This window comes from Curtobacterium sp. MCSS17_016, assembly GCF_003234255.2.
GTDB classification, from domain to species: Bacteria; Actinomycetota; Actinomycetes; order Actinomycetales; family Microbacteriaceae; genus Curtobacterium; species Curtobacterium flaccumfaciens.
This window is the reverse complement of record NZ_CP126254.1, coordinates 2,868,932-2,892,580: the sequence shown is the minus strand read 5'-3', so window position 1 is coordinate 2,892,580 and position 23,649 is coordinate 2,868,932. Positions and strand designations below refer to the sequence as shown.

The 23,649-nt window shown below is 71.0% G+C and carries 19 protein-coding genes; 6 read left to right on the top strand and 13 right to left on the bottom strand.

What is annotated here, in order from left to right:
* Positions 1-9: 9 nt before the first annotated feature.
* The 8 genes from DEJ19_RS13635 to DEJ19_RS13600 all read right to left on the bottom strand — a co-directional run bounded on the left by DEJ19_RS13635 (position 10) and on the right by DEJ19_RS13600 (position 11,998).
* A complete protein-coding gene (locus DEJ19_RS13635; RefSeq protein WP_111234053.1) occupies positions 10-2,094 on the bottom strand; it encodes a bifunctional aldolase/short-chain dehydrogenase in 2,085 nt (694 codons plus the stop codon).
* 4 nt (positions 2,095-2,098) lie between these two features.
* Complete coding sequence (gene rhaI / locus DEJ19_RS13630; protein WP_111234052.1) at positions 2,099-3,271, bottom strand: L-rhamnose isomerase; 1,173 nt, start codon at positions 3,269-3,271, stop codon at positions 2,099-2,101.
* Between the two features lie 395 nt (positions 3,272-3,666).
* Positions 3,667-5,985 carry a family 78 glycoside hydrolase catalytic domain gene (locus tag DEJ19_RS13625; RefSeq protein WP_111234051.1) on the bottom strand — a complete coding sequence of 773 codons (2,319 nt, stop codon included), beginning with the start codon at positions 5,983-5,985 and terminating at the stop codon, positions 3,667-3,669.
* Positions 5,986-6,104: 119 nt separating this feature from the next.
* Positions 6,105-6,911, bottom strand: coding sequence for a carbohydrate ABC transporter permease (locus DEJ19_RS13620; protein WP_071405118.1), 807 nt, complete (start codon positions 6,909-6,911; stop codon positions 6,105-6,107).
* A 101-nt stretch (positions 6,912-7,012) separates the two neighbouring features.
* A complete protein-coding gene (locus tag DEJ19_RS13615) occupies positions 7,013-7,945 on the bottom strand; it encodes a carbohydrate ABC transporter permease (protein WP_258370860.1) in 933 nt (310 codons plus the stop codon).
* Between the two features lie 5 nt (positions 7,946-7,950).
* On the bottom strand, positions 7,951-9,270 hold the full coding sequence (locus DEJ19_RS13610; protein ID WP_111234049.1) for an ABC transporter substrate-binding protein: 1,320 nt from the start codon (positions 9,268-9,270) through the stop codon (positions 7,951-7,953).
* Between the two features lie 570 nt (positions 9,271-9,840).
* Positions 9,841-10,944, bottom strand: coding sequence for a LacI family DNA-binding transcriptional regulator (locus DEJ19_RS13605; protein ID WP_111234048.1), 1,104 nt, complete (start codon positions 10,942-10,944; stop codon positions 9,841-9,843).
* A 43-nt stretch (positions 10,945-10,987) separates the two neighbouring features.
* Positions 10,988-11,998, bottom strand: coding sequence for a LacI family DNA-binding transcriptional regulator (locus DEJ19_RS13600; protein ID WP_111029965.1), 1,011 nt, complete (start codon positions 11,996-11,998; stop codon positions 10,988-10,990).
* A gap of 433 nt (positions 11,999-12,431) precedes the next feature.
* On the opposite strand from DEJ19_RS13600, the gene DEJ19_RS13595 reads away from it, so the two are divergent.
* The 4 genes from DEJ19_RS13595 to DEJ19_RS13580 all read left to right on the top strand — a co-directional run bounded on the left by DEJ19_RS13595 (position 12,432) and on the right by DEJ19_RS13580 (position 16,321).
* Entirely contained in the window at positions 12,432-13,787 is a 1,356-nt protein-coding gene (locus DEJ19_RS13595; RefSeq protein ID WP_220035342.1) for an MFS transporter, read from the top strand.
* Entirely contained in the window at positions 13,784-14,125 is a 342-nt protein-coding gene (locus DEJ19_RS13590) for an L-rhamnose mutarotase (RefSeq protein ID WP_071405041.1), read from the top strand. Before DEJ19_RS13595 ends, DEJ19_RS13590 begins: the two co-directional genes overlap by 4 nt.
* Positions 14,126-14,150: 25 nt before the next feature.
* Positions 14,151-15,083, top strand: coding sequence for a metallophosphoesterase (locus tag DEJ19_RS13585; protein WP_111234047.1), 933 nt, complete (start codon positions 14,151-14,153; stop codon positions 15,081-15,083).
* Between the two features lie 176 nt (positions 15,084-15,259).
* Positions 15,260-16,321: an NADP-dependent oxidoreductase gene (locus tag DEJ19_RS13580; RefSeq protein WP_111234046.1), complete on the top strand. Its 1,062-nt coding sequence runs from the start codon at positions 15,260-15,262 to the stop codon at positions 16,319-16,321.
* 61 nt (positions 16,322-16,382) lie between these two features.
* On the opposite strand, the gene DEJ19_RS13575 is transcribed toward DEJ19_RS13580, so the two are convergent.
* The 4 genes from DEJ19_RS13575 to DEJ19_RS13560 form a co-directional block, all read right to left on the bottom strand.
* Entirely contained in the window at positions 16,383-17,243 is an 861-nt protein-coding gene (locus DEJ19_RS13575) for an ABC transporter permease (protein ID WP_027466217.1), read from the bottom strand.
* Complete coding sequence (locus DEJ19_RS13570; RefSeq protein ID WP_111101409.1) at positions 17,230-18,207, bottom strand: ABC transporter ATP-binding protein; 978 nt, start codon at positions 18,205-18,207, stop codon at positions 17,230-17,232. The genes DEJ19_RS13575 and DEJ19_RS13570 overlap by 14 nt, the downstream gene beginning before the upstream one ends.
* Before the next feature lie 38 nt (positions 18,208-18,245).
* Positions 18,246-19,322, bottom strand: coding sequence for a LolA family protein (locus tag DEJ19_RS13565; protein ID WP_146250718.1), 1,077 nt, complete (start codon positions 19,320-19,322; stop codon positions 18,246-18,248).
* Positions 19,323-19,402: 80 nt separating this feature from the next.
* Positions 19,403-19,885, bottom strand: coding sequence for a ribose-5-phosphate isomerase (locus tag DEJ19_RS13560; protein ID WP_111057823.1), 483 nt, complete (start codon positions 19,883-19,885; stop codon positions 19,403-19,405).
* Positions 19,886-20,000: 115 nt separating this feature from the next.
* Between DEJ19_RS13560 and DEJ19_RS13555 the strand changes: the two genes are divergently transcribed.
* Positions 20,001-20,963, top strand: coding sequence for a sugar-binding transcriptional regulator (locus tag DEJ19_RS13555; protein WP_071405045.1), 963 nt, complete (start codon positions 20,001-20,003; stop codon positions 20,961-20,963).
* A 208-nt stretch (positions 20,964-21,171) separates the two neighbouring features.
* Here DEJ19_RS13555 and DEJ19_RS13550 read toward each other — a convergent pair whose 3' ends face one another.
* The gene (locus DEJ19_RS13550; RefSeq protein ID WP_111234044.1) at positions 21,172-21,696 is read right to left on the bottom strand and encodes a DinB family protein; all 525 of its coding nucleotides are present in this window, start codon (positions 21,694-21,696) and stop codon (positions 21,172-21,174) included.
* A 191-nt stretch (positions 21,697-21,887) separates the two neighbouring features.
* Here DEJ19_RS13550 and DEJ19_RS13545 point away from each other — a divergent pair, with 191 nt between their 5' ends.
* Positions 21,888-23,420 carry an MFS transporter gene (locus DEJ19_RS13545; RefSeq protein ID WP_111234043.1) on the top strand — a complete coding sequence of 511 codons (1,533 nt, stop codon included), beginning with the start codon at positions 21,888-21,890 and terminating at the stop codon, positions 23,418-23,420.
* Positions 23,421-23,649: the final 229 nt, after the last annotated feature.

Sequence of the window (23,649 nt, the reverse complement as noted above, 5' to 3'; positions counted from 1 at the left end):
CGGTCGTCGCTACCGCAGGAAGGCCGCGGCGACACCGGCGTCGACGGGCACGTGCAGGCCGGTGGTGTGCGAGAAGTCGTCGGTGCAGATGGCGTAGACGGCGTTCGCGACGTTCTCGGGCACGACCTCGCGCTTCAGGATCGTGCGCTGCGCGTAGAACTTGCCGAGGTCCTGCTCCTCGATGCCGTACGTCTTGGCGCGGTTGGCACCCCAGCCGCTCGCGAAGATGCCGGAGCCGCGCACGACGCCGTCGGGGTTGATGCCGTTGACGCGGACGCCGTGCTCACCGAGCTCGGCCGCGAGCAACCGCACCTGGTGGGCCTGGTCGGCCTTCGTGGCGGAGTACGCGATGTTGTTCGGCCCGGCGAACACCGAGTTCTTCGACGAGATGTAGACGATGTCGCCGCCCAGGCCCTGCTCGATGAGCACCTTCGCCGCGGCCTTCGACACCAGGAACGAACCCTTCGCCATCACGTCGTGCTGCAGGTCCCAGTCCTGCTCGGTGGTCTCGAGCAGGCTCTTGGACAGCGACAGCCCCGCGTTGTTCACGACGAGGTCGAGGCCGCCGAAGTGCAGCAGCGTCTGCTGGATCGCCTGGTCGATCGCGGCGGCGTCCGTCACGTTCGCGGCGACGCCGATCGCGCGGTCGCCGTTGCCGATCTCGGCGGCGGTCTCCTGCGCCTTCGCCAGGTCGAGGTCGGCGATGACGACGGCGGCACCCTCGGCCGCCAGGCGCTTCGCGATCGCCTTGCCGATGCCCGATGCGGCTCCGGTGACCAGGGCGATGCGCGTCGCGAGCTTCTTCGGTGCGGGCATCCGCTGCAGCTTCGCCTCTTCGAGGGCCCAGTACTCGATCCGGAACTTCTCGGCCTCGTCGATGGGGGCGTAGGTGCTGACGGACTCGGCACCGCGCATCACGTTGATGGCGTTGACGGTGAACTCGCCGGCGACGCGGGCGGTCTGGGCGTCCTTGCCGTACGAGAACATCCCGACGCCGGGCACCAGCACGATGAGCGGGTCGGCGCCGCGGATCGCGGGGGAGTCCGGCGTCGCGTGCCGGTCGTAGTACGCCTGGTAGTCCGCGCGGTACTGCTCGTGCAGGTCGTGCAGGCGGGCGGTCTGCTCGTCGACGGAGGCCGTTGCGGGCAGGTCGAGGATGAGCGGCTTGACCTTGGTGCGCAGGAAGTGGTCCGGGCAGCTGGTGCCGAGTGCCGCGAGTGCTTCGGCGCGCTCACTCGCCAGGAACTCGAGCACGACGTCGCTGTCGGTGAAGTGCCCGACGACCGGCTTGTCGTGCCCGGCGATGCCGCGGATCGTCGGGGCGAGGGCTGCGGCGCGTGCGCGACGTTCGTCGGTCGGCAGTGCTTCGAACCCCGCTCGGAGGCCGCCGAACGGCTCCGCCGTGCCGTGTTCCGCGAGGTACTGCTCGGCGGTGTCGATGATCCAGCGGGAGTTCGCTTCGGCCTCGTCGCTCGTGTCCCCCCACGCGGTGATCCCGTGGCCGCCCAGGATCGTGCCGATCGCCTGCGGGTGGTCACGCTTGACGCCTGCGATGTCGAGCCCGAGCTGGAACCCGGGCCGGCGCCACGGCACCCAGACGACCCGGTCGCCGAAGATCCGCTCGGTCAGGGCCGGACCGTCCGCCGCCGTGGCGATCGCGATGCCGGCGTCGGGGTGCAGGTGGTCGACGTGGGCGGCGTCGACGAGGGCGTGCATGGCGGTGTCGATCGACGGCGCGGCACCACCCTTGCCGTGCAGCGTGTAGTCGAACGCGGCGACCATCTCGTCCTCGCGCTCCACCCCGGGGTAGACGTCCTGGAGGGCACGGACGCGGTCGACGCGCAGGACCGCGAGGCCCGCCGGGGTGAGCGTGCCGAGGTCGCCCCCGGAGCCCTTCACCCAGAGCAGCTCGACCGGTTCGCCCGTGACGGGGTCGGTGTCGGTGCCCTTGGCGGAGGTGTTGCCGCCCGCGTAGTTCGTGATCCGCGGATCCGAGCCGAGCGCGTTCGAGCGCGCGATGAGCGCCTTGATCGTGGTGTCTGCGTCGGTGCCGTGCGTTGCGGGGTCCACCCGTGCCTCCACTGTGTTCGTCATGTTCCTACGCGCCCCAGCCGGCCTGGACGCCGCCGACGCGGTCCTCGGCGATGGACTGCTGGTAGCCCGACTCCAGGTACGCGCGCATCGGGTTCGCCGGCAGGCCGCGGGACTCGCGCCACTCGGCGAGGTCCTTCCGGACGTCGGTCTGGTACGCGTCCATGAAGACCTCGTTGGCACCGAGGACGTCGTGCGCCTCTTGTGCGGCGGTCAGTGCGACGCGGTCCAGGAGCAGCGCGCGGGCCGTCATCTCCTGCACGTTGAGCACCGAGCGGATCTGGCCGGGGATCTTGTCCTCGATGTTGTGGCACTGGTCGAGCATGAACGCCACGTCGGGGTTGTCGTAGCCGCCGCCGCGGATGACCTCGACCAGGATCCGGAACAGCTGGAACGGGTCCGCGGCGCCCACGATCAGGTCGTCGTCGGCGTAGAAGCGCGAGTTGAAGTCGAAGGAACCGAGCTTGCCGAGGCGCAGGAGCTGCATCACGATGAACTCGATGTTCGTGCCGGGGGCGTGGTGGCCGGTGTCGAGGCAGACCATCGCCTTCGGCCCGAGTGCCGCCGTCTGCACGTAGCTCGTGCCCCAGTCGGGAACGTCCGTGTGGTAGAACGACGGCTCGAAGAACTTGTACTCGAGCACGAGTCGCTGGTCGGTTCCGAGGCGGTCGTAGATCGTGCTGAGCGACTCGTGCAGACGGTCCTGGCGGGAGCGCATGTCCTCTTGACCGGGGTAGTTCGAGCCCTCGGCGAGCCAGATCTTCAGGTCGCGGCTGCCGGTGGCGTCCATCACGTCGATGCAGCGTAGGTGGTGGTCGATCGCCTTCTGCCGGATCGTCTCGTCGACGTGGGTCAGGGCGCCGAACTTGAAGTCGTCGTCCTGGAACGTGTTCGAGTTGACGGTGCCGAGCGAGACCCCGTGCTCCTCGGCGTGGCGCTTGAGGTCGGCGAAGTCGTCCACCAGGTCCCACGGGATGTGCAGTGCGACGGTGGGCGCCAGGCCGGTGTACTCCTGCACCTGGGCGGCGTCGGCGATCTTCTCGTAGGGGTCGCGCGGGGTGCCCGGCGTGCTGAACACCTTGAAGCGGGTGCCGGAGTTGCCGAAGGCCCAGCTGGGGAGCTCGATCTGCTGTCGTGCCAGCTGGTCGGCGATGCCGGCGAAGCTCGGGGTCGATGTCATCGTGTCACTTCCTCGTGTGCGATTGAATCGTTTCATACAGTACGGCGCGCGGCGGGCTGCCGCAACCGTGTGGTGGGTGGTGCTGCGTCGGCGCACCCCGTTGCGGTCATCGCGCCCCGGAGAGTCGGGGCGCGATGCGCGTACGGGGGCGCGATACGGGACGGGCGTGGGATGGGCGTGGGACGGGCGTGGGACGAGCGTGGGACGGGCGTGGGACGGGCGGATTGCTCGCGGAGCGAGGGGGCGGCTGCGCTGGCGGGCTGTGCGCCCAGTTGCGGTCTTCGCGCCCCGAAGAGTCGGGGCGCGAAGCCCGCCCGGGGGCGCGATGCCGGGCGAACGCCGCCAGGCGTCCCGCGCACCCACCGTGACCGGCCCACCTTCCGCCCGTCAGACCCCTACGCGGCGGGGACGGCGGCGGGCGAGCGCAGGTCGTGCGTGCCGCCGCCGAGCCGCTGCTCCGCAGCACCCGGCAGGCGCACCACCGCGATCACGCCCTCGGGCACGGTCGCCCGGACGCGCAACTCCCCGTCGACGAGCTCCCACCGCACCGCGACGTGCCCGTGCACGGTGTCGAGCGAGGTCTCCGCCCACGTCAGCCCACCGCCCGGCTGCGGGGCGATGAGCACCGACTCGTACCCCGGCGACAGCGGCGACAGGCCACCCACCACCCGGTGCATCCAGTCCGCCACGGCACCGAGTGCGTAGTGGTTGAACGAGGTCATCTCACCCGGGTTGATCGTGCCGTCCGGCAGCATCGAGTCCCACCGCTCCCACACCGTCGTCGCGCCCATCGTCACCGGGTACAGCCACGACGGGCACTCCGTCTGCAGCAGCAGCCGGTAGGCGTCCTCCAGGTGGCCCGTCTGCGTCAGCGCGTCGGTGATGAACGGGGTCCCGGCGAAGCCCGTCGAGATCCGGTACCCGGACGCCTCGACCAGCTCGGCGAGACGGTCGCCGGCCACGGCCTGCTCCTGCTCGGACAGGATCCCGAACACGATCGCCAGCGTGTACACCGTGGTCGCGTCCGACAGGATCCGCCCGTCGTCCTGCAGGTAGTGGGTGCGGAACCCGGCCTGGAGGCGCGTGGCGAGTTCCCGGAACTCCGCTGCTTCCGCCTCGTGACCGCCCAACAACTCCGCCGCGTCCGCCACGATCGTCGCGGACCGGTAGGCGCAGATCGTCGCGACGACGCCCTTGTCGGCCTTCGCGTCGGCCGGGGCCTCGGGCGGGGCGTCCGGGTCGAGCCAGTCGCCGAACTGGAACACGGTGTCCCACAGGTCCTCCGGGGACAGGTGGTCACGGACCCGGCGCAGGTGTGCGGCCATCGAGTCGAACTGCTCCTCGAGCACCGCGGTGTCGCCGTACGCCTGGTACAGGGTCCACGGCACCCAGACGCCGGCGTCCGACCAGACGGCGGTCGCGTCGGGCGTGCCGAAGTCCTCGGCGGGGGAGTACTTCAGCACGTCCGGCACCACGAAGGGGATGACCCCGTCGGCGTGCTGCTGCTCGAGCCAGACGTCGCGCAGCCAGTCGGCCAGGAACGTCCGGGTGTCGAACAGGTACGAGGCCGTCGGGGCGAACGCGGCGATGTCGCCCGTCCAGCCGAGTCGCTCGTCGCGCTGCGGGCAGTCCGTCGGCACGCTCAGGAAGTTGCCCTGCATGCCCCGGACGACGTTGTCGTGGAAGGTGTTCAGCAGCTCGTGGCTCGACGCGAACGTGCCGGTGCGGGTGAGGTCCGACCCGACCTGCACGGCGGTGACCGCAGCGCGGAGCTCGTCGTGCGTGCCCGGCCAGCCGTCGACCTGCGCGTACCGGAACCCGTGGAACGTGAACCGGGGCTCGAACGTCTCGGGCTCGTCGTCACCGCGCAGGGTGAAGTGGTCCGTCGCCTTCGCGGTACGCAGGGGGCGGGTGCCGAGCTCGTCGTGCTCGAGCACCTCGGCGTGCTGCAGGGTCAGCACGGTGCCGGCCGGGCCGGTCGCGGTGACCCGGAGCCACCCGACCAGGTTCACGCCGAAGTCGAGCAGGGTCGCTCCCGACGGGCTCGTCCAGATCGCCACCGGGGCGATCTCGGCCAGCGGGCGCACCGGCGGCACCGTGTCGGCGACGAGTTCGCGCTCGCCGATGTCGACCGTGTGCACCGTGCTCGTCCGTCCCTGGTGCCCGTCGACGCTCGGCACGGTGACCTCGCCGGGCGTCAGGAACGAGCCGTCGCGGAGTCGGGCGTCGATGTCCTGCCCGTCGTAGAGCTGGTCGGCGGTGATCGCGCTCGACAGGGCCTGCCAGTCGGTGTCGGTCGTGACGTGCTGCTCGTGCCCGTCGGCGAAGGTGATCCGGAGTTCGGCGAACCCGGCGCGCTCGTCGGTGTACCAGCCACCACCGCCGCCCCAGGCCAGGCGTCCGGCGGCCCAGCCGTTGCCGACGACGAGCGCGAGCACGGCCGGCTGGCCGGGGAGCGTGTCGGTCAGGTGCTCGGTGACGTCGTGCGAAACGACGCGGATGCGCCACTCGTAGCTCGTCCACCCCGGTTCGAGCAGGTGGTCGGAGACGCGCTGCCCGCCGAGCCAGGCCTCGACGACGCCGAGGGCGCTGACGTCGAGGGTGGCGGCGGTGACGGCGCCGTGGCCGTCGTCGAGGGGGAACTCCCGACGCAGGATCGGGGCGCTGCCGAGGTCGGTGTCGGCCGCGATGAACGGTGCGGTCCAGGTGGTCATGTGGTGGTCCTTTCACGCGACCGGTCGTCGTCGACCGGTGCGGGGGTCGTGGGCCCGGCCGTCCGCCCGGGTGGGCGGTGTGGCGGAGGCGGGTCGCGCCTCCAGGCCGGGGTGGGCGGTCAGCCCTTGACGGCGCCGCTGGTCATGCCGGCGACGATCTGACGGTTGAAGAAGACGTAGAGGATCAGCGGCGGGATCGTGATGAGCAGCACGTCGGTGAACAGCAGGTTCAGCTGGCTGACCGACTGGCTCTGGAACGCGTAGAGCGTCTGCTGCACCGTCGCGTTCTCGGACCCCGGCAGGAAGTACAGCGGGTTGGTGAAGTCGTTGAAGACCGTCACCGACTGCACGAGCACGACCGTGATGATCACGGGCTTGAGCAGCGGCAGCACCACCCCGAAGAACAGGCGGATCGGGCCGGCGCCGTCGAGCACGGCGGCCTCGTCGAGCTCCTTCGGGATCGTCGCCACGAACGCCCGGAACAGCAGGATGCAGAACGACAGGCCGAAGGTCGCCTCGATGAGGATCATCCCGCCCATGGTCTTGAACAGGTTGAGCCCCTGCAGCACCCAGATGGTCGGCACGATCGCCGGCGGCACGATGAGCCCCGCCAGCACGAAGAAGTTGATCAGGGCGTTCCACCGGCTCGGCCGCCGCTGCAGGACGTACCCGACCATCGCGGAGAACACGACCATGACGGTGACGCTGCCGACGGTGAGCAGGGCGCTGTTCCAGAACGCGCGGAGGATCCCGCCGTCACCGCTCTGGAACACCGCCTGCAGGTTCTGCCACAGCTGCCAGTCGGTCGGCAGGCTGAAGCCGAGCTGGTTCGCCTCGGCCGGGTTCTTCGCCGCCTGGAGCAGGACGAAGACGAACGGCACCAGGAAGACGACGAAGCTGACGACGATGGCGATCGAGCCGATGATCCACCGGCGGGCACGACCGGGGTGGCGGTTCCGGCTCGCCGGCGTCGGGCGGCGGCTGCCGGACGCCGGCGCGTGGCCGGTCCCGGGGGTGGTGACGGCGGTCACAGGTCCGCCTCCTTGCGGTTGAGGAGCCACGAGATCGGCACCATGATCGCCGTGACGACGACGAACAGGACCACGTTGCCGGCGGTGGACAGACCGTAGAACCCGGCCTGGTACTGCTTGTAGATCACGCTCGCGATCACGTCGCTCGTGAACCCCGGCCCGCCGCCGGTCATCGCCCAGATCAGGTCGAACGACCGCAGGCCGCCGATGAGCGACAGGATGATGACCGTGCCCATCGCGGGGCGGGACAGCGGCAAGGTGATGTTCCGGAAGATCGACCACGCGCTCGCGCCGTCGACCCGCGCCGCCTCGAAGTACTCCTGCGGGATCGCCACGATGCCGGCGATGAAGATGAGCGTCGCGATGCCGACGCCCTTCCAGACGTCCACCGCGGCGACGCTCCACAGGGCGAGCGCCGGGTCGGTCAGCCACCCGGGGGTGGGCAGGCCGACCGAACCCAGCGCGCCGTTGATGATCCCGTGGAACGGGTCCATCAACGCCTTGAACGTGATGCCGATGCCGATGGTCGACACGAGCACCGGGAAGAACACGACCGCCCGCAGGTAGCCGCGCCCCAGCACGGGCGACGTGAGGAGCAGGGCGAGGGCGAGTCCGAGGACCACCTTCGCCGCGCTCGTCACGAAGCCGTACTGGAAGGTGTGCACGAACCCGGAGACGAGCTGCGGGTCCTGGAAGAACCGGACGAAGTTGTCGAAGCCGATGAAGGTCTGGTCGAACAGCGTCCAGCGGGTGAGCGAGAAGTAGAACCCGGCGAAGGTCGGGACCGCGAAGAACACGACGTACAGCGCGATCGCGGGGATGAAGAACCACGCGGGGTAGAACGAGCGCATCCGCTTGCGCGCTGGTCCGGGGCGGCCGGCCTTGCGTGTCTGCGGCGGGGCCACCGCCGTCGTGAGGGTCGCGGTCACGCCGATCACCAGCCCTTGATGCCGAGCTGCTGTGCCTGCTGGACGACGTCGTCGTCGTACTGGTCGGCGCCCTTGCTCGCGGTGGTGATGCCCGAGCCGACCTGCACGCAGATCTTCTCGAGGTTCGGGCCCTTGATCGGGGACAGGAACTCGAGCGCGGGGCTCGCCTTGCCGTCGTCCAGGTACTGCTGCAGGTCGTCGATCATCGGGGGCACGTCGTCCGGCAGCGAGCAGGTCGAGATGACGTACGGGCCGGCGGGGGTGCCGGTGTCGTTCTGCACCTGGCAGCCCTCGGTGGAGTTCGCGAAGGCGACGAACTTCTTCGCGGCCGCCAGCTTGTCACCGGTGGTCGTCTTCGGGATGTACAGGCCGTTCGGCTCCCAGATCGTCAGGTTCGTGTCCGCGGGGTCCTCGGCCGGCAGGGCGAACGCGCCGATGTCGTCGACGGCGTCGGGGGAGTCCTGCTGGATCGCCGAGATCGCGTTCGTGAGCATCGGGTACTGCGCGCCGGTGCCGTCGGCCAGCATCTTCAGGCCGTTCGCCTGCGTGGCCGAGGCGTAGTCCTCGTTGTAGAGGTCCTTGTCCTTGCCCTCGGCGAGGTGCTCGAACCCGGCGAGAGCGGGTTCGTCGGCGTAGGACTCCTTGTTGGCGGTGTAGTCGTCCGCCCACTTGTCGTCCTGCGCGGTGATGTTCGCGAAGTCGCCGAGGACGAAGAGCTGGCTGGTCCAGGTGTCGCCGTAGGTCTGGATGATCGGGGCGACGTCGCCGGCGTCCTTGATCTTCTCGCTGTTGCTGATGAACTCGTCCCAGGTGGTCGGGACCTTCAGGCCGAGGTCGTCGTAGACCTTCGTGTTGTAGAGCACCGCACCGCCGAAGCTCGTGCCGAACGGGGCGCCGTACATGCCCTTGTCGGTGCTGACGACCTTGGTGAACTGTGGGTCGACGTCGCTCGCCCACTTCTCGTCGGACAGGTCCACCAGGGTGTTGTCCGGGTTGAGTGCCTGCATGAGCGAGCCGGAGTTGTAGTTGAAGACGTCGGCGGCCTCGCCGGTCGACAGGCGGGTCTTGATCAGGTTGTCGCCGTCGGTGCCCTGGGGCCGGGTGTCGAACTTGACGGTGATGTCGGGGTTGGCCTTCTCGAAGGCTTCGATGAGCGGCTTCGCGGTGGCCGCGGTGGCCGGGGCGTTGTCGGCCTGGTAGGTGATCTCGACCTTGCCGCCGCCTTCGTCGGCGGAGCCGCCGGACGAGCACGCTGCGAGCCCGCCGATCAGGACCGTCGCGCCGCCGATGGCGATCGCGCGCTTGGTCACGGAACGAACTGACATTCCTTACCTCCTCGTAAGGCCCGGGGCTGGGGTACCCCGGGTGAAACGGACCCGGATCCCGCGCCGTCGCGGGGTCCGGTTACTGCGTTTTAGAACGTTTCAATCAGGATGGAACCACGAGGATTGAAGCGTGTCAATCGCTGTGCCGATTTCGTTACGCGATGCCGCAGGCTCGCTCGCTCGTTCGTCGTTCGGTGCGAGGTTCAACACTCGGTGACGGGCGCGCGGGCTCGCACGGAGTGCGGAATCTCGCACCGAGCCGACGCGCGGTGCTGCACCGTGCGGTGGTCGCGCCGCCCGCCGGCCGGGAGGCCCGTACCGGCCCCGCCCCGCGCCTCCCGTCCGGCGCCCGGTCGCGTTCGCGGGCCCGGGTCGCCTCGTGCGCGCCGGCCCGGCCCGCAGTCCACTGCCTGCTGCCCGCTGCCCGCAGCCCGCTGCCGCGGCCCGCGGCCCACTGTCCGCGAAAGCGACAGTGTGCCGCCGAACGTTCGCGCCGATCTGTCGCTCTGGCGGACCGGACGCAGCGACGACCCGCGGATGTGTCGCTTTCGCGGGTTGGTCCGCCGCCGGTCAGGCCTCGGTGCGCCTCGGGTCGCTCGGCGTGGTGCCCGCGACGGCTGCGGCGGCGGCTGCTGCGGCCGCGCCCTCGCGACCGAGCGTGCTCTCTCGCGGCACCAGCTCACTGCCGAGCACGACGGTCCGGTGTACGTGCATCGGGTCGGTGAGCTCCTCGAGCAGCAGTTCCACCGCCGCCGCACCCATCTCCGAGCCGTGCATCGTCACCGAGGTCAGCGGCACCGCACCACCCCACGCCACGGAGTTGTGGTCGCAGCCCGACACGGGGATGTCCTCGGGGACGCGGATCCCGGCGGCCCGGAGTTCGGAGACGACGGCCATCGCGAGCAGGTCGGTCACACCCAGTACCCCGTCGGGGCGTTCGTCCTCGGGCATCCGGGCGATGCGGAGCCCGGCGTCGGTGCCTCCGGGCGGGTCGATGTCCCCGGCGTCGACGTCGACGAGTACGACCCCGGGGTGCGCCGCGACGGCCCGCAGCACGCCGGCCCGTCGGCGGTCGACGGGCTGCAGGTCCGGACGGGCGCTCACGAACCCGATGCGTCGGCAGCCACGCTCGATCAGGTGCTCGGTCGCCAGGAACCCGGCCTGCTCGTTGTCCACGACCACCGCGCACGCGTCGAGTTCGGTCGGCTCGTAGTTGACGTACACGACGGGTCGGTCGTGGCGCCGCGCGACCTCGACCTGGTCGCGGGACTCCGTCATCGAGGCGAGCAGGATCCCCGACACCCGGGCGCTCTCGAGGTAGGCCAGGTGTTCACCCTGTGCCTGCAGGTCGTCCTCGCTGCTCGCGATCAGCAGGGTGAAGCCGCGTTCCCGTGCGGCGAGCTGTGCACCGTTGACCATGTCGCTGAACAGGGAGTTCCGCAGCGACATCACGACCAGACCGATCGCTCGGGTGCTGCCGGACACCAGCGCCCGGGCGTTGCGGTTCGGTGTGTACCCGAGTTCGTCGATCGCGTCGCGCACCCGTGCTGCGGTGGCGTCGGCGACCCGCTCGGGGTGGTTCAGGACGTTCGAGACCGTGGCGAGCGAGACCCCGGCCCGGGCTGCGACGTGGTGCACGCTCGGCGGACCGTCGCGCCGGGGGACATGCACCATGCTCCGATCGTAGGCGGCGGGGGAGCCGTGTCCGGACCGGGCCCTAGGCGTCGGCGACGGAGGACTGCCGCACCACGAGCTCCGGTGTGAACTCCACGTGCTCGAGGTCGATGTCCTGCCCCTGCTCGACCTGCTTCGTCAGGAGTTCGATCGCGCGGCGGCCGAGGTCCTGCGCCGGCTGCCGTACCGACGTCAGCGGGACCACGGCGGACTCGGCGAACGCGATGTCGTCGTAGCCGACGATGGCGATCTGCTCGGGCACCGCGATGGTGCCGCGCATGATGAAGGCCTGTTCGAGCCCGACTGCGAGCAGGTCGTTGGCGGCGAAGACGGCATCCGGGCGTTCGGCGGCCGGGCGGGCCTGGATCGCTTCGCCGATGCGGCGCCCTTCGAGCACGGACAGCGAGGTGGTCGGCAGGGCTTCGAGCCGGATGCCCGCGGCCTGGGCGGCGGCGAGTGCCCCGGCGTGCCGGTCGGCGACCTGGCGGATGCCGAACGGCCCGCCGACGAAGGCGATGTGGGTGCGGCCGATCGCCGCGAGGTGCTCGACCGCGATGCGGCCGCCGGCGACGTCGTCGACGGAGACCGAGGCGAAGTGCTCGTCGTCGGCGCGGCGGTCCACCAGCACCACGGCGGTGCCCTGATCACGCAGCCGCGCGAGGCGGGACAGGTCGTCGCCGGCTGGGGAGATCAGGAGTCCGGCGACACGGCGTTCCTCGAACAGGTCGACGTAGGTGCGTTCACGGTCGGTCGACTCGTCGGAGTTGCCGATCAGCACCGCGAGGCCGTTGTCCATCGCGGCGTCCTCGGCACCCCGGGCGACGTCGGTGAAGAACGGGTTGCCGCCGTCGAGCACGATGAGGCCGACGGTGGAGCTGCGCCCGGCCCGGAGCTGGCGCGCCGAGTCGTTGCGGACGAACCCGAGCGTCGCGATCGCCGACTGCACGCGTTCCACGGTGCCGGGAGCGACCTTGTCGGGGCGGTTCAGCACGTTCGACACCGTGCCGAGGGACACGCCCGCGAGCGCTGCCACCTCTCGCACACTGACCGCCATGTGGCCATCCTGGCATCGGCGCGGTCCGCGCGGTCGGCCCGCGCCGTGATCTGTGGAAAACGCGGACGGGAGGCACGGGGCGAGCCGGTACCGGGCCTCCCGTCCGTGGGGTGTCGCGTCGACTGCCCGCGCACGGTGCGAGGCGTGAGGCTGGTGCGAGGCGCGCGGCCGGTGCGAGCCGTGCGGCTGGTGCGAGGTTCCGCACTCGGTGCGGGGTGGAAAGGCTCGCACCGAGTGCGCAACCTCGCACGGGGCGAACGCCCCCTCGCACGGTGCGGGCGCAATCTCGCACGGGTCGGGCGACCCCGCGCACGGTGCGAGGTACGCGGCTGGTGCCCGGCGAACCCGCTCTTGCCAGCGCGCACACCGGAGCGCTATCGTCCTCGTCGTCCCGTTGAAACGATTCACCGACGAACACGCGAACGGAGGACCAATGGCGGTCCGCATCGGAGCCCGGAACACCACGGGCTGGAAGGCCACCGTCTCGGTGGCCATGTCGAACTACATCGAGTCGGGGTCGATCATCGCGATCGCCACGAGCCTCAGCCTCTGGCAGGCCGAGTTCCGGATCGGCGACCTCGAGGTCGGCCTGCTCGCGAGCCTGTCCGCGAACGCCTTCGGTGCCGCCCTCGGCGCGATCGTCGGCGGACCGCTGTGCGACCGGTACGGCCGGAAGTTCATCTACACGTACGACCTGCTCCTCTACATGCTCGGCATCCTGCTCGCGGTGTTCGCCGGCAGCTACGGCATGCTCCTGGTCGGCTTCATCCTGACCGGCATCGCCGTCGGTGCGGGTGTGCCGGCGAGCTGGACCTACATCGCCGAGCAGGCCCCTGCGGACAAGCGCGCGGCCCACGTCGGCACGGCACAGCTCGCGTGGTCGATCGGGCCGATGGTCGGGTTCGCCCTGGCGATCGCCGCGGCCCCGCTCGGCCTGCTCGGCAGCCGCCTCATCTTCGCCCACCTGTTCGTCGTCGCCGCGATCGTGTGGTGGCTCCGCCGCGGGCTGCCCGAGTCGGCGATCTGGAAGGACGAGCGCGCGGCCACCGGCACGGCGAACTTCTTCCACGGGATCACGCAGCTGTTCAGCCGCCGGAAGAACCTGACCGCGATGCTGTTCCTGTTCGGCGTCTACGCGCTCTGGAACACCGTCGCCGGGCAGGCCGGCATCTTCCAGCCCCGGGTGTACGCGGCGACCGGGGTCACGAGCGTCACCGAGCAGTACGGACTGCAGATCCTGGTGTGGGGCTGCACCGTCGCCGCGACGTACTTCGGCTTCATGCGGTACGCCGACCGGGTCAGCCGCCGCGCGCTCTACGCCGCCGGTGCCGTGCTGGCGATCATCGCGTGGGCCGTCCTCATCTTTGCGCCCGCCAACCTCGGCACCCTGCTGTTCTTCGCCGTGGCGTGGGGCATCTCGTCGGGCATCGGCGCGCAGGCGTTCTACGGCCTCTGGACGAGCGAGCTCTTCGCCACCCGGTACCGCGCCAGCGCCCAGGGCGTGCTGTTCCTGGCCGCCCGCGTCATGGTCGGCCTGCTGAGCATCTGGTTCCCGCTGCTGCTGTCGGACATCGGGCTGCGGGCCCTCGGCGGCCTGATCCTCGGGCTCCTCGCGCTGTCGTTCCTCGTCGGCACGATCTGGGCACCGCGCACCCAGGGCAAGACCCTCGAGGCGATCGAAGCCGAGCGCTACGGCACCGTCACCACGGTCACCGGGACGGTCCGCACCGCCGACGAGCGCAGCGTCCACGACGCCGAGCAGCGGCGCCGCGAACAGGCCGGACGGTGACCCGCGTCTGCTTCCGGTTGCAGGTGCAGGTCGAGCTGCTCGACGCCTACCGCGAGCGGCACGCCGCGGTGTGGCCGGCGATGCTCCGGGCGATCGCGGCGGCGGGGCGGCGGAACTACTCGCTGTTCCTCGACGACGACGGGTTGCTCATCGGGTACTACGAGACCGACTCGGTGGCCGATGCGGACGCCGCACTCGCGGCCTCCGAGGTGGCCGCGGCGTGGGAGGCGCACATGCAGGACCTCTTCGCCGGGGCCACCGGGCGCGCCGACCAGACGGCGCGGGTGCTGCCCGAGGTGTTCAACCTGGAGGACCAGCTTGCGGCCGCGCCGGACTGACGGGGGCCGTGGCTACCGTGGACGCATGCAGCCGCCAGCAGCCGGGACCCTCCGCATCCTCCACCTCTCCGACACCCACCTGACCGGCGACGGAGCCCTGCACCAGGGCGCGGTCGACACCACGGCCGCCCTCGAACGGCTGCTCGCCCACGTCGACGAGGTGCCCGGCATCGGGCTGGTGGTGGTCTCGGGCGACGTCTCCGAGGACGGCAGCCCGGAGTCCTACGCGATCGTGCGGGACCGCGTCGGCGGCTGGGCGGAACGGCACGGTGCGGCCGTCGTCGCGGTCCCCGGCAACCACGACCTGCGCGAGGGCTTCCGGCAGGTCCTGGCGAACGGGCACGTCCTGGGCCAGGGCGGCACCGCGCTGATGCACACGATGGAGTACCTGCCGCCGACGGTGCCGGTCTCCGGGCGGTCGGTCGTCGCGGGTCGCCGGATCGTGACCGTCGACACGAGCGTCCCGGGTGCCGGGTACGGCGAGCTCAGCGACACGGCGCTCGAGCACCTGCGCACGGCCCTGGCCGAAGACGCCCACAGCGGCCCGGACGACGCCCCGCACGGCACCGTCGTCGTCCTGCACCACCCGCCGCTGCCCGCTCCGACCGATCTGCACGAGGCCCTCCGCCTGCAGAACCCCGAGGCGCTCGCCGACGTCATCCGCGGTTCCGACGTGCGGGTCGTCCTCGCCGGCCACTACCACCACCACTTCGCCGGGTCGCTCGCCGGCGTCCCGGTCCTCGTCGCCCCCGGTGTCGCGAACGACACCGACGTCGTCGGCCCGTATGACGAGGAATCGGCCGTCGTCGACAGCGGCGCACTCGTCGTCGACGTCGCCGCGGACGGCTCGGTCTGGTCGACACCGGTCCGCGTGCCCCGGGGCGACGCCGACCCGCGGGCGTTCCGCCTGGACCCCGAGACGGTCCGCGCCGTCATCGCGGCGGCCGGCAAGCACTGAGCCCGGTCCCCACGCGCGGTGGACGTGCGTGACGGCGGCCTGGAGGCCCGTGGCGGCGCCGCCACGGCCTCCAGTCCGTCGTCTGGTCACGTCCACAGCCGCGGTACCCCACGTCTTCGGGTTGCGTGCGGGAACACCGAGTAGCACGGACGCACACCTGGAGCGAAGGAGCACCCATGCGAGTCGGCAGTGCAGTGCAGTACGACCGGTACGGCGACTTCGACGTCGTCGAGCTCGTCCCCCAGCAGAAGCCCGAGGCCGGACCGGGCGAGATCGTCGTCGAGATCGTGGCCGCGGGCCTGAACCACATCGAGCGGTTCCTGCGCGAAGGGAAGCTCCGCGACCACGTCGACCTCGAGTTCCCCGCACACCAGGGCGTCGACTTCGCCGGCATCGTGCGCGCGCGGGGCGACGGCGTGAAGGACCTCCGCATCGGCGACGAGGTGATGGGGCACGCGCCGACCGGCGGCGCCCACGCCACGTGGATCGCGGTGCCGCGCGGCGCCGTCATCAAGAAGCCGGAGCACGTCGGGTGGGAGGTCGCCGGCGGCCTGTACCTGGCGGGCTGCACCGCGGTGTCGGTCGTCCGGTCGCTCCGGCTCGGACCGCAGGACACCGTCGTGATCTCGGCCGCAGCCGGTGGCGTCGGACACATCGAGTGCCAGCTGGCGCACGACGCCGGCGCGACCGTGATCGCCCTCGGCAGCCCTCGCAACCACGATTACCTGCGGCAGATCGGCACGCTGCCCGTCGCCTACGGCGAAGGCGAGGAAGACCGCATCCGCGACATCGCCGACGGCCGGCCGATCACCGCGTTCATCGACAACCACGGCGAGAGCAACGCCGAGCTGCTGGCCGAACGGCTCGGCGTCGGCCAGGAGCGGTTCGTGTCGTCGGAGGAGCGCCGGGACATCGAGGTCCGGTTCCTCCGCGCACCCGCCGAGGACGAGGAGACGCGCGAGCTGCTCACCCTGCTGGCGAAGGCCGTGCAGGACCGCCGCGTGCAGGTCCTGATCTCGGGCTTCTACCCGTTCGTGTACATCGTCGAGGCGTACGAGGACCTGGCCGAGATGAAGTCCCGCGGCAAGGTCGTGATCGGGATGCAGACGGTGGAGACCGGGGCGCGGCTCGACTGGTACCGCTCCGAGAAGGCCCGTGACCTGCGCGACCGGTACGCCGACGCGCGGGGGACCGACACGGAGACGATGGCCGGCGGATCGGCGTCGCCCGCGAGCTGAGCGAGCGGAACGAGCTGAGCGTTGCAGGGGCCCGACACCTTCGTGTCGGGCCCCTGCCGCGTCAGCTCAGGATGTCCTTCGAGGCGAACCGGCTGTACGCCAGCGCCCCGAACACCACGACGTACCCGAGCTGCAGCACCGCGTTCGACCCGAACGAGTCGAACGAGATCGGGTCGCGCAGCAGGTCGCCGAACCCGAGCCACTGGTGCGAGAACAGGAACGGGTGCAGCCAGTCGAGCTGGGGGAGCTGGTCGAGCACCTGCGACGCCCCGGCGAGCACGACCGTCGCGGCCATCGCGCCGACCGGCACGTTCGTCAGCGTCGACGTGAACATGCCGATCGCCACGAGCCCGAGCATCGACATCGCGACGTACAGCGCGAGCAGCAGGGCACGGCCGGCGTACGACCACCCACCGACCTGGGTGCCGGACAGCAGCGTGACGGGGCCGATCGGGAACAGCACGGCGCCGATCGCCGCGCCGACCAGCACCACCAGCAGCGTGGCGGCCAGGCAGAACGCGACGGCACCGGCGAACTTCACCAGGATGAACCGCACGCGGCCCGTCGGTGCGACGAGCAGGTAGCGGATCGTGCCGTGGCTGGCCTCGCCCGCGACGGTGTCCCCGGCGACCACGCCGACGGTCAGCGGCAGGAACAGCGGGATCGACACGGTCAGTGCGGTGAACGCGACGAACAGGCCGTTGTTGGTGATGTCGCCGAGGAACGCCGGCCCGCCGTCGTCGCCGTCGGTCGTGAGCTTCACGGCGACCGCGATCAGGATCGGCACGAGCGCGAGCGCCCCGAGCATCGCCCAGGTGCGGCGACGCCGGAACACCAGCGCGAGTTCGGAACCGAGCAGTGCGAACGGGCGCTGCCGGCGGCGGACGGGCAGGTCGCGTACGGCCGCATCAGGCTGCGACATCGAATCCCTCTCCGGTGAGTGCGACGAACAGGTCCTCGAGGGTGCCGCCGCCCACCGTCAGGCCGCGGACCCGGACGTCGGCGCGCACGAGTTCCGCGGTGATCGTCTCGGGCAGCAGCTCGTTCGGCAGGTCGGCCACCAGCACGTCGGCCCCGCCGTCGTGCCGCGGGGTGAGCCCGAGTCGGGTGAGGACAGTACCGGCCTGCCCGACGTCGGGCGTCCGCACGGTCACGGTCCGGGCCCCTGCTGCGCGCAGCTCGTCGAGGGGGCCCTGCGCGACGATCTTGCCCGTCCGCATGACGGCTGCGTGCGTGCAGACCTGTTCGATCTCGGCCAGCAGGTGGCTCGACACGAACACCGTGGTGCCGTCGTCGGCCAGGGAGCGGATGAGGTTGCGGACCTCGCGCGTGCCCTGGGGGTCGAGGCCGTTCGTCGGCTCGTCGAGCACCAGCAGGTCACGCGGGGACAGCAGGGCGTTCGCGAGACCGAGTCGCTGCTTCATGCCGAGGGAGTACGCGTGCGCCTTCTTGTCCGCCGCGTGGGTCAGCCCGACGCGGTCGAGGGCACCGGCCACGCGGGCCTTGCGGGTGCGCGGGTCCGACGTGGGGTCGGCGGCGTCGAAGCGCTGCAGGTTCGCCCGGCCGGACAGGTACGGGTAGAAGGCCGGCCCCTCGACGAGCGCGCCGACGCGGGGCAGCACCTCGTGCAGCGCCTTCGGCATCGGTTCGCCGAGCAGCTCGATGGTGCCGCCGCTCGCGCTCGAGAGCCCGAGCAGCATCCGGATCGTGGTGGTCTTGCCGGAACCGTTCGGCCCGAGGAACCCGAACACCGCGCCGCGCGGCACCGCCAGGTCGATCCCGTCGACCGCGCGCTGCTTGCGGAACACCTTCTGGAGGCCCGTGGTGCGGATCGCCAGGTCGGGTCCCGGTCCGGCCGTGCTCGCCTGGTGGTCGGCTGAGCTCACCGCGTGGCCGGCGGTGCTCACCTCGTGGTCGTCCGCGCTCACTTCGCGGCGTCGACCAGGGAGGCGACCGGCACGGCACCCGCGAGCACGCGGCCGTCGTCGGTCAGGTAGACCGAGACGAGCGACGTCTGCACGGCACGGCCGCCGTCGACAGGCTTCGTCAGCTGGTCGAGCAGGCCGGAAGCCTCGCCCTCGAGCCCGGACCGGTCGACGGTGCCGGCGGGGAGCTCGGCGATGGTGCTCCAGCCCGTGCCAGTGAAGGTCGGCTCGTCACCGTTCGGGGTGCCACGGTGGTCGCCGTGCTCGCCCCTCGCGTGTGATCCGGCCTCGGACAGGTCCTTCTCGGTCACCTTCGCGTTCGACGGCGGGGTGAAGTCGAAGAGCCGGGCTGCCGGGGCGCCGTAGTCGAGGCTCGTGAACCCGACCTGCACCGCGGGGTCGTCCGCGCCGGCGGCCTGGACGCTCGCACGGAGCGGGAGACCGGTCTGCTGGTCGACGGCCAACCGGACGGCTGCGACGAGGGTGTCGGACGACTTCGGCGTGAGGGTGATCTGCCAGGCGTCGTGTCCGGCGACGCTGACCTCGGTCGGCTTCGACACAGTGGTGGTCGGGGTGATCGCGTCGATGGCCTGCTTCGCGATGTCGGCCGGGGTGGTCGTGCCGCCCTGCGGGTCCTTCGCGGTGTCGCTCGGCAAGGTCACGTGCGTGGCCGTGCGTTCCGTCGAGTCCCAGGTCCAGACGTCCGAGCCGTTGCGGACGACGTCCTGCTCGGCGAGCTGCTGCGTCAGCTGGACGCGCTGCTTGTCGGGGCCGTCGACGTAGACCCGGGCGGTGTGCGATGCGGTGAGCAGCCCGAGCACGTCGGAGGCGTCGCCCTCGAGCGAGGAGCCGCCGGACCCGGTGGGCAGTTCGGGGAGCCCGAGTGCGCTCGTCTGCGAGAGCTTCCCCGAGTACTGGGCGTCCGACGACTTCGCGATGCTGGCGATGACGGCCGCCGCGCTGGGGTTCGTCCCCGCGATCGGGTCGTTCGCGGCGTTCGCGATCATCGGCGCGGCAACGGCGCCGGCGACGACGACCGGTGCGATGACGGCTGGCAGCCAGGCTGACTTCTTCATCGGGTTCCCCTCGTGGAGCATTGGAGTCGTCGGTACGGTACGTCCGGCCCCCGACAGGCAGCTGGGCGTTGCGCGGGGGACTACGCCTGGGCGTCGACGCCGGCGGGCGCACTGCCGTCGTACTCGCAGATGGCGTTGACCTTCTCGGCGCTGGCACTTGAACGGTCGAACTCGTAGCCGAGCCACTCCTTCGCCAGACGACGCGCGAGCTCGATGCCGACGACCCGCTGCCCCATGCAGAGGACCTGGGCGTCGTTCGACAGGACCGAGCGCTCCACGCTGTAGGAGTCGTGCGCGGTGACGGCGCGGATGCCCGGCACCTTGTTGGCGCTGATCGCCACGCCCAGTCCGGTGCCGCAGATCAGGATCGCCCGGTCGGCCTCGCCGTTCGCCACCAGTCGTGCGGCGTCGACGGCGACGTGCGGGTACGCGGTGTGGCCGTCCGCGTCGACGCCGACGTCCCGCACGTCGGACACCCGCTCGTCGGCGAGCAGGTCGGCCTTGATGATCTCCTTGTAGTCGAACCCGGCGTCGTCGGACCCGATCACGAGACGGTACGTCATGTCTGTGCTCCTCCCGCGCCCCGAGGTTCCGGGCGCTCCCGAACCAGTCTGCGACGGCCGTGGACATCTGTCCAGCACACAATTTCTGCGTTGTGCGTGGCGGTAGCATCGCACCATGTCGGCCGAGACCCCCACCCCGGACGGAGCCCGCACCCGGTTCCCGCTGGACACCGTCTACCAGGCGGCGCGGATGTACTACCTCGAGGACGCCACGCAGGTCGAGATCGCCTCGCGCCTCGGTGTCTCACGGCCGACCGTCTCGCGGCTCGTCGCCGAGGCCCGCAAGGCGGGACTCGTCCGCATCGAGGTCGTCGACCCGTTCCAGGACGAGACCGTGGCGCTCGCCGAACGGCTGCAGGTCGTGCTCGGGCTCCGCGCGGTCCACCTCGCCGCGGTCACCCACGCCGCCACGCTCGGCGCCGACCTGGCCGCACCACTGGCCGCCGCGGTCGAGGGCATGGGACTCGTCCCCGGCGACGCCGTCCTGATGTCGTCCGGCCGCACCGTGTACGACGTCGCACGCTCCGGCATGCCGACCATGCCCGGGGTGCAGCTCGTGCCGACGGTGGGCGGGCAGGCCGACCCGATGCCGTGGTTCCAGACGAACGAGATCACCCGGACTGCCGCGGAGCACTCCGGCGCGATCCCGGCGTTCCTGTTCGCCCAGGCGCTGCCGTCCCCGGTGATGCGGTCCACCCTCGACGAGGACCCGGCGTTCCAGCACGTCGTCGGGCTGTGGAGCCGGGCGAAGGGCGCCATCCTCGGCATCGGGGCGCCGACCCACACGCGGGACGCGCTGGCCCGGGGCATCCCGGTCGAGGACGTCGCGTTCGACCGTGCCGCGGGCGATGTCTGCCTGAACTTCTACGCCGCGGACGGCTCGCCGATCGAGTTCCCCGGCAGCGACCGGATGGTGCGGACCTCGCGCGAGATCCTGTCGACCGTGCCGCACGCGGTCGGGGTCGCCGTGGGCAGCGCCAAGGTCACGAGCATCGTGGCCGCGGTGCGGGGCGGGCTCGTCAACGAGCTGGTGACGGACGCCGCGACGGCGCGTGCCGTGCTCGACGCACTCGCCTGAGCGCTCCGGCTCGGTGCCCGATCCTTCCCATCACGCGTGCGATGGATGGTGCTTTCGGGCATACCTGGTCGTTTCTTCGTGGCAGGTACGCCCGATTTCGGTAGGTACGCCCGGATTTGGCAGGTACGGCCGGGTGCGGGGTGACCGCAGGCGGCCTGGAGGCGCGGGGCGGGGCCGCACCGCGCCTCCAGGCCGGTGGTCCCCACGTCTAGCGCGTGCGCCGCACGTCCCACAGGTGGTGCACCGGGTCGTGCGCGTAGTAGGTGGCGAGCGTCGCGACGGTGAACGCGCTGCCGTCGGACCGGAGCCCGGTGCGCTCGAGCACCTCGTCGGGCACCGCCGCGAAGGCCCGGGCCGCGCGGTCTGCGGACTCCCGCAGTTCCCGAGCGACGACCGCGGGGTCCTGCTCGCCGTAACGGTCCTCGACGGCGGTGGCGTCCTGGTCCCAGTTCGGGAACGTCGGGGCGTCCTCGGTGAGCATCAGCTCGAGGCGCTCCGCCATCTTCCGGTGCACGTCCCGCACGTGGGCGCTGTACTCGAGCGGGGACCACGTGTGGTCGTCCGGGCGGTCGCGGACGTCGTCGCGCGTGAGGACTCCGGGCCACCCGGCCGTGTTCTCGTCGATGATGCCCGGCACGTCGCGGACGGTCACCGCGCTGCCGTCGTAGCCGCACTCGGGACACGCGGACTCGATGACCCACGTCCAGTTCTTCGTCTCGGGTTCGATCGCCATGGGCCGATGTTACGGCCTCGTTACTCAGCTTCCGGGTTCGCCGGACTGGTGCGGATCGGCGGCGGCCCCCGTTCGGGTGACACGCCGTTCCCTGAGAATCACCGGCCAATGACATTTCGGTTGCTCGGTAACGTCGCTCGCTGTTCTGGGCCGGTTCCCGACGGCCCACCGATCTTCTCGAGGAGCAAGGCATGGGTTCCGACCCCAGCAGTACCCACCCCCGACCACACCGACGGCTGCGCGAGAGCGACGTCACCGTGGTCGACAAGAGCATGATGCGACGAGCCGTCAGCGGCATGGTCGTCGGCAACACCATGGAGTGGTACGACGTCGGTGTGTACGGCTACCTGGCCGTCACGATGGGGAAGGTCTTCCTGCCGACGGCCGAACCCTCGGTGCAGATCCTGTTCAGCCTCGGGGTGTTCGCGGCGACCTACATCGCACGGCCCCTGGGTGGCATCGTGTTCGGACGCCTCGGCGACAAGATCGGCCGGCAGAAGGTGCTCGCGACGACGCTGATCATGATGGCGGCGTCGACGTTCCTGATCGGGGCGCTCCCCGCGTACGCGACGATCGGCGTGTTCGGCCCGATCCTGCTCGTCGTGCTGAAGCTCGCGCAGGGCTTCTCGACCGGTGGTGAGTACGCCGGGGCGACGACGTTCGTCACGGAGTACGCCCCGGACCGCCGTCGTGGGTTCTTCGCGAGCATCCTGGACTTCGGCAGCTACCTGGGCTTCGCGCTCGGTGCCACGGTGGTGTCGGTGCTGCAGCTCACCCTCGGCGACGAGGCGATGACCGCCTACGGCTGGCGGTTCCCGTTCCTCGCTGCCGGTGTGATCGGCGTCGTGGCCATCTACTTCCGGCTGCGCATCGAGGAGTCGCCGGTGTTCCAGGCGACCCAGGCCGCGCAGGAGGCCGCGACCGAGTCCCGTGCGTCCTTCGACGGTGAGCGTCCGGCCAACGTCGTCGCGATGGTCCGTCAGCACTGGCGTCCGATCGTCATCGCGATCATGCTCGTCGCCGCGTCGAACACCGTGGGCTACGCCCTGACCTCCTACATGCCGACGTACCTGACCGACTCGCTCGGGTACTCCGCCATCGACGGCACGCTGCTGACGATCCCGGTGCTCCTGCTGCTCGCGGTGATGCTCCCACTGACCGGCAAGCTCTCCGACCGCCTCGGCCGCCGCGTCGTGATGTGGATCGGTGCCGCCACCACCGTCGTGCTCGTCGTGCCGGCGTTCATGCTCATCGGGCACGGGGCGCAGTGGTCGACGCTCGCCGGCCTCGGGCTGCTCGCGCTCATGACCGCGCTGTGGGTGTCGAACCAGGCCGCGTCGCTGCCGGCGCTGTTCCCGACCTCGACGCGGTACGGCGGCATGGGCTTCGCCTACAACATCGCGATCGCGGTGTTCGGTGGGACCACGCCCCTGATCGTGCAGGCGCTGCTCACCGCGACGGGTGACGAGCTCGCGCCGGCGTACTTCTTGATGGCGATGAGCGTCGTCGGAGCGATCGGTGTCTTCTGCATGAAGGAGTCCTCGCAGCGCCCGCTGCCCGGCTCGATGCCGGCGGTGGAGACCGAGGACGAGGCGAAGGAGCTCGTGCTCACGCAGGACACGAACCCGCACCTGGACCTCGGTGACCTGCCGTTCGCGGCGCAGGACGCGGCGGCTGCCGCTGCGCGTGAGGCTGCAGCGCGCGAGGCGTCGCCGGTGCGGTGACGCTGCGGCTCTCGACGTGACCACGGACGGGAGGCGCGGTGCGGGTCGGACCCGCACCGCGCCTCCCGTCCGTGCGCGCGCATACCGCGACGATCCACGCGTCGTTCGACTCGCGTTCTGTCGCAACATGCGCACGGAGCGGATGTGTGCGCATGAGGCGACGATGCACGCGTCGATCGACTCGTGCTCTGTCGCAAGACGAGTGCGCACCCGCCCACGCCCACGCCCC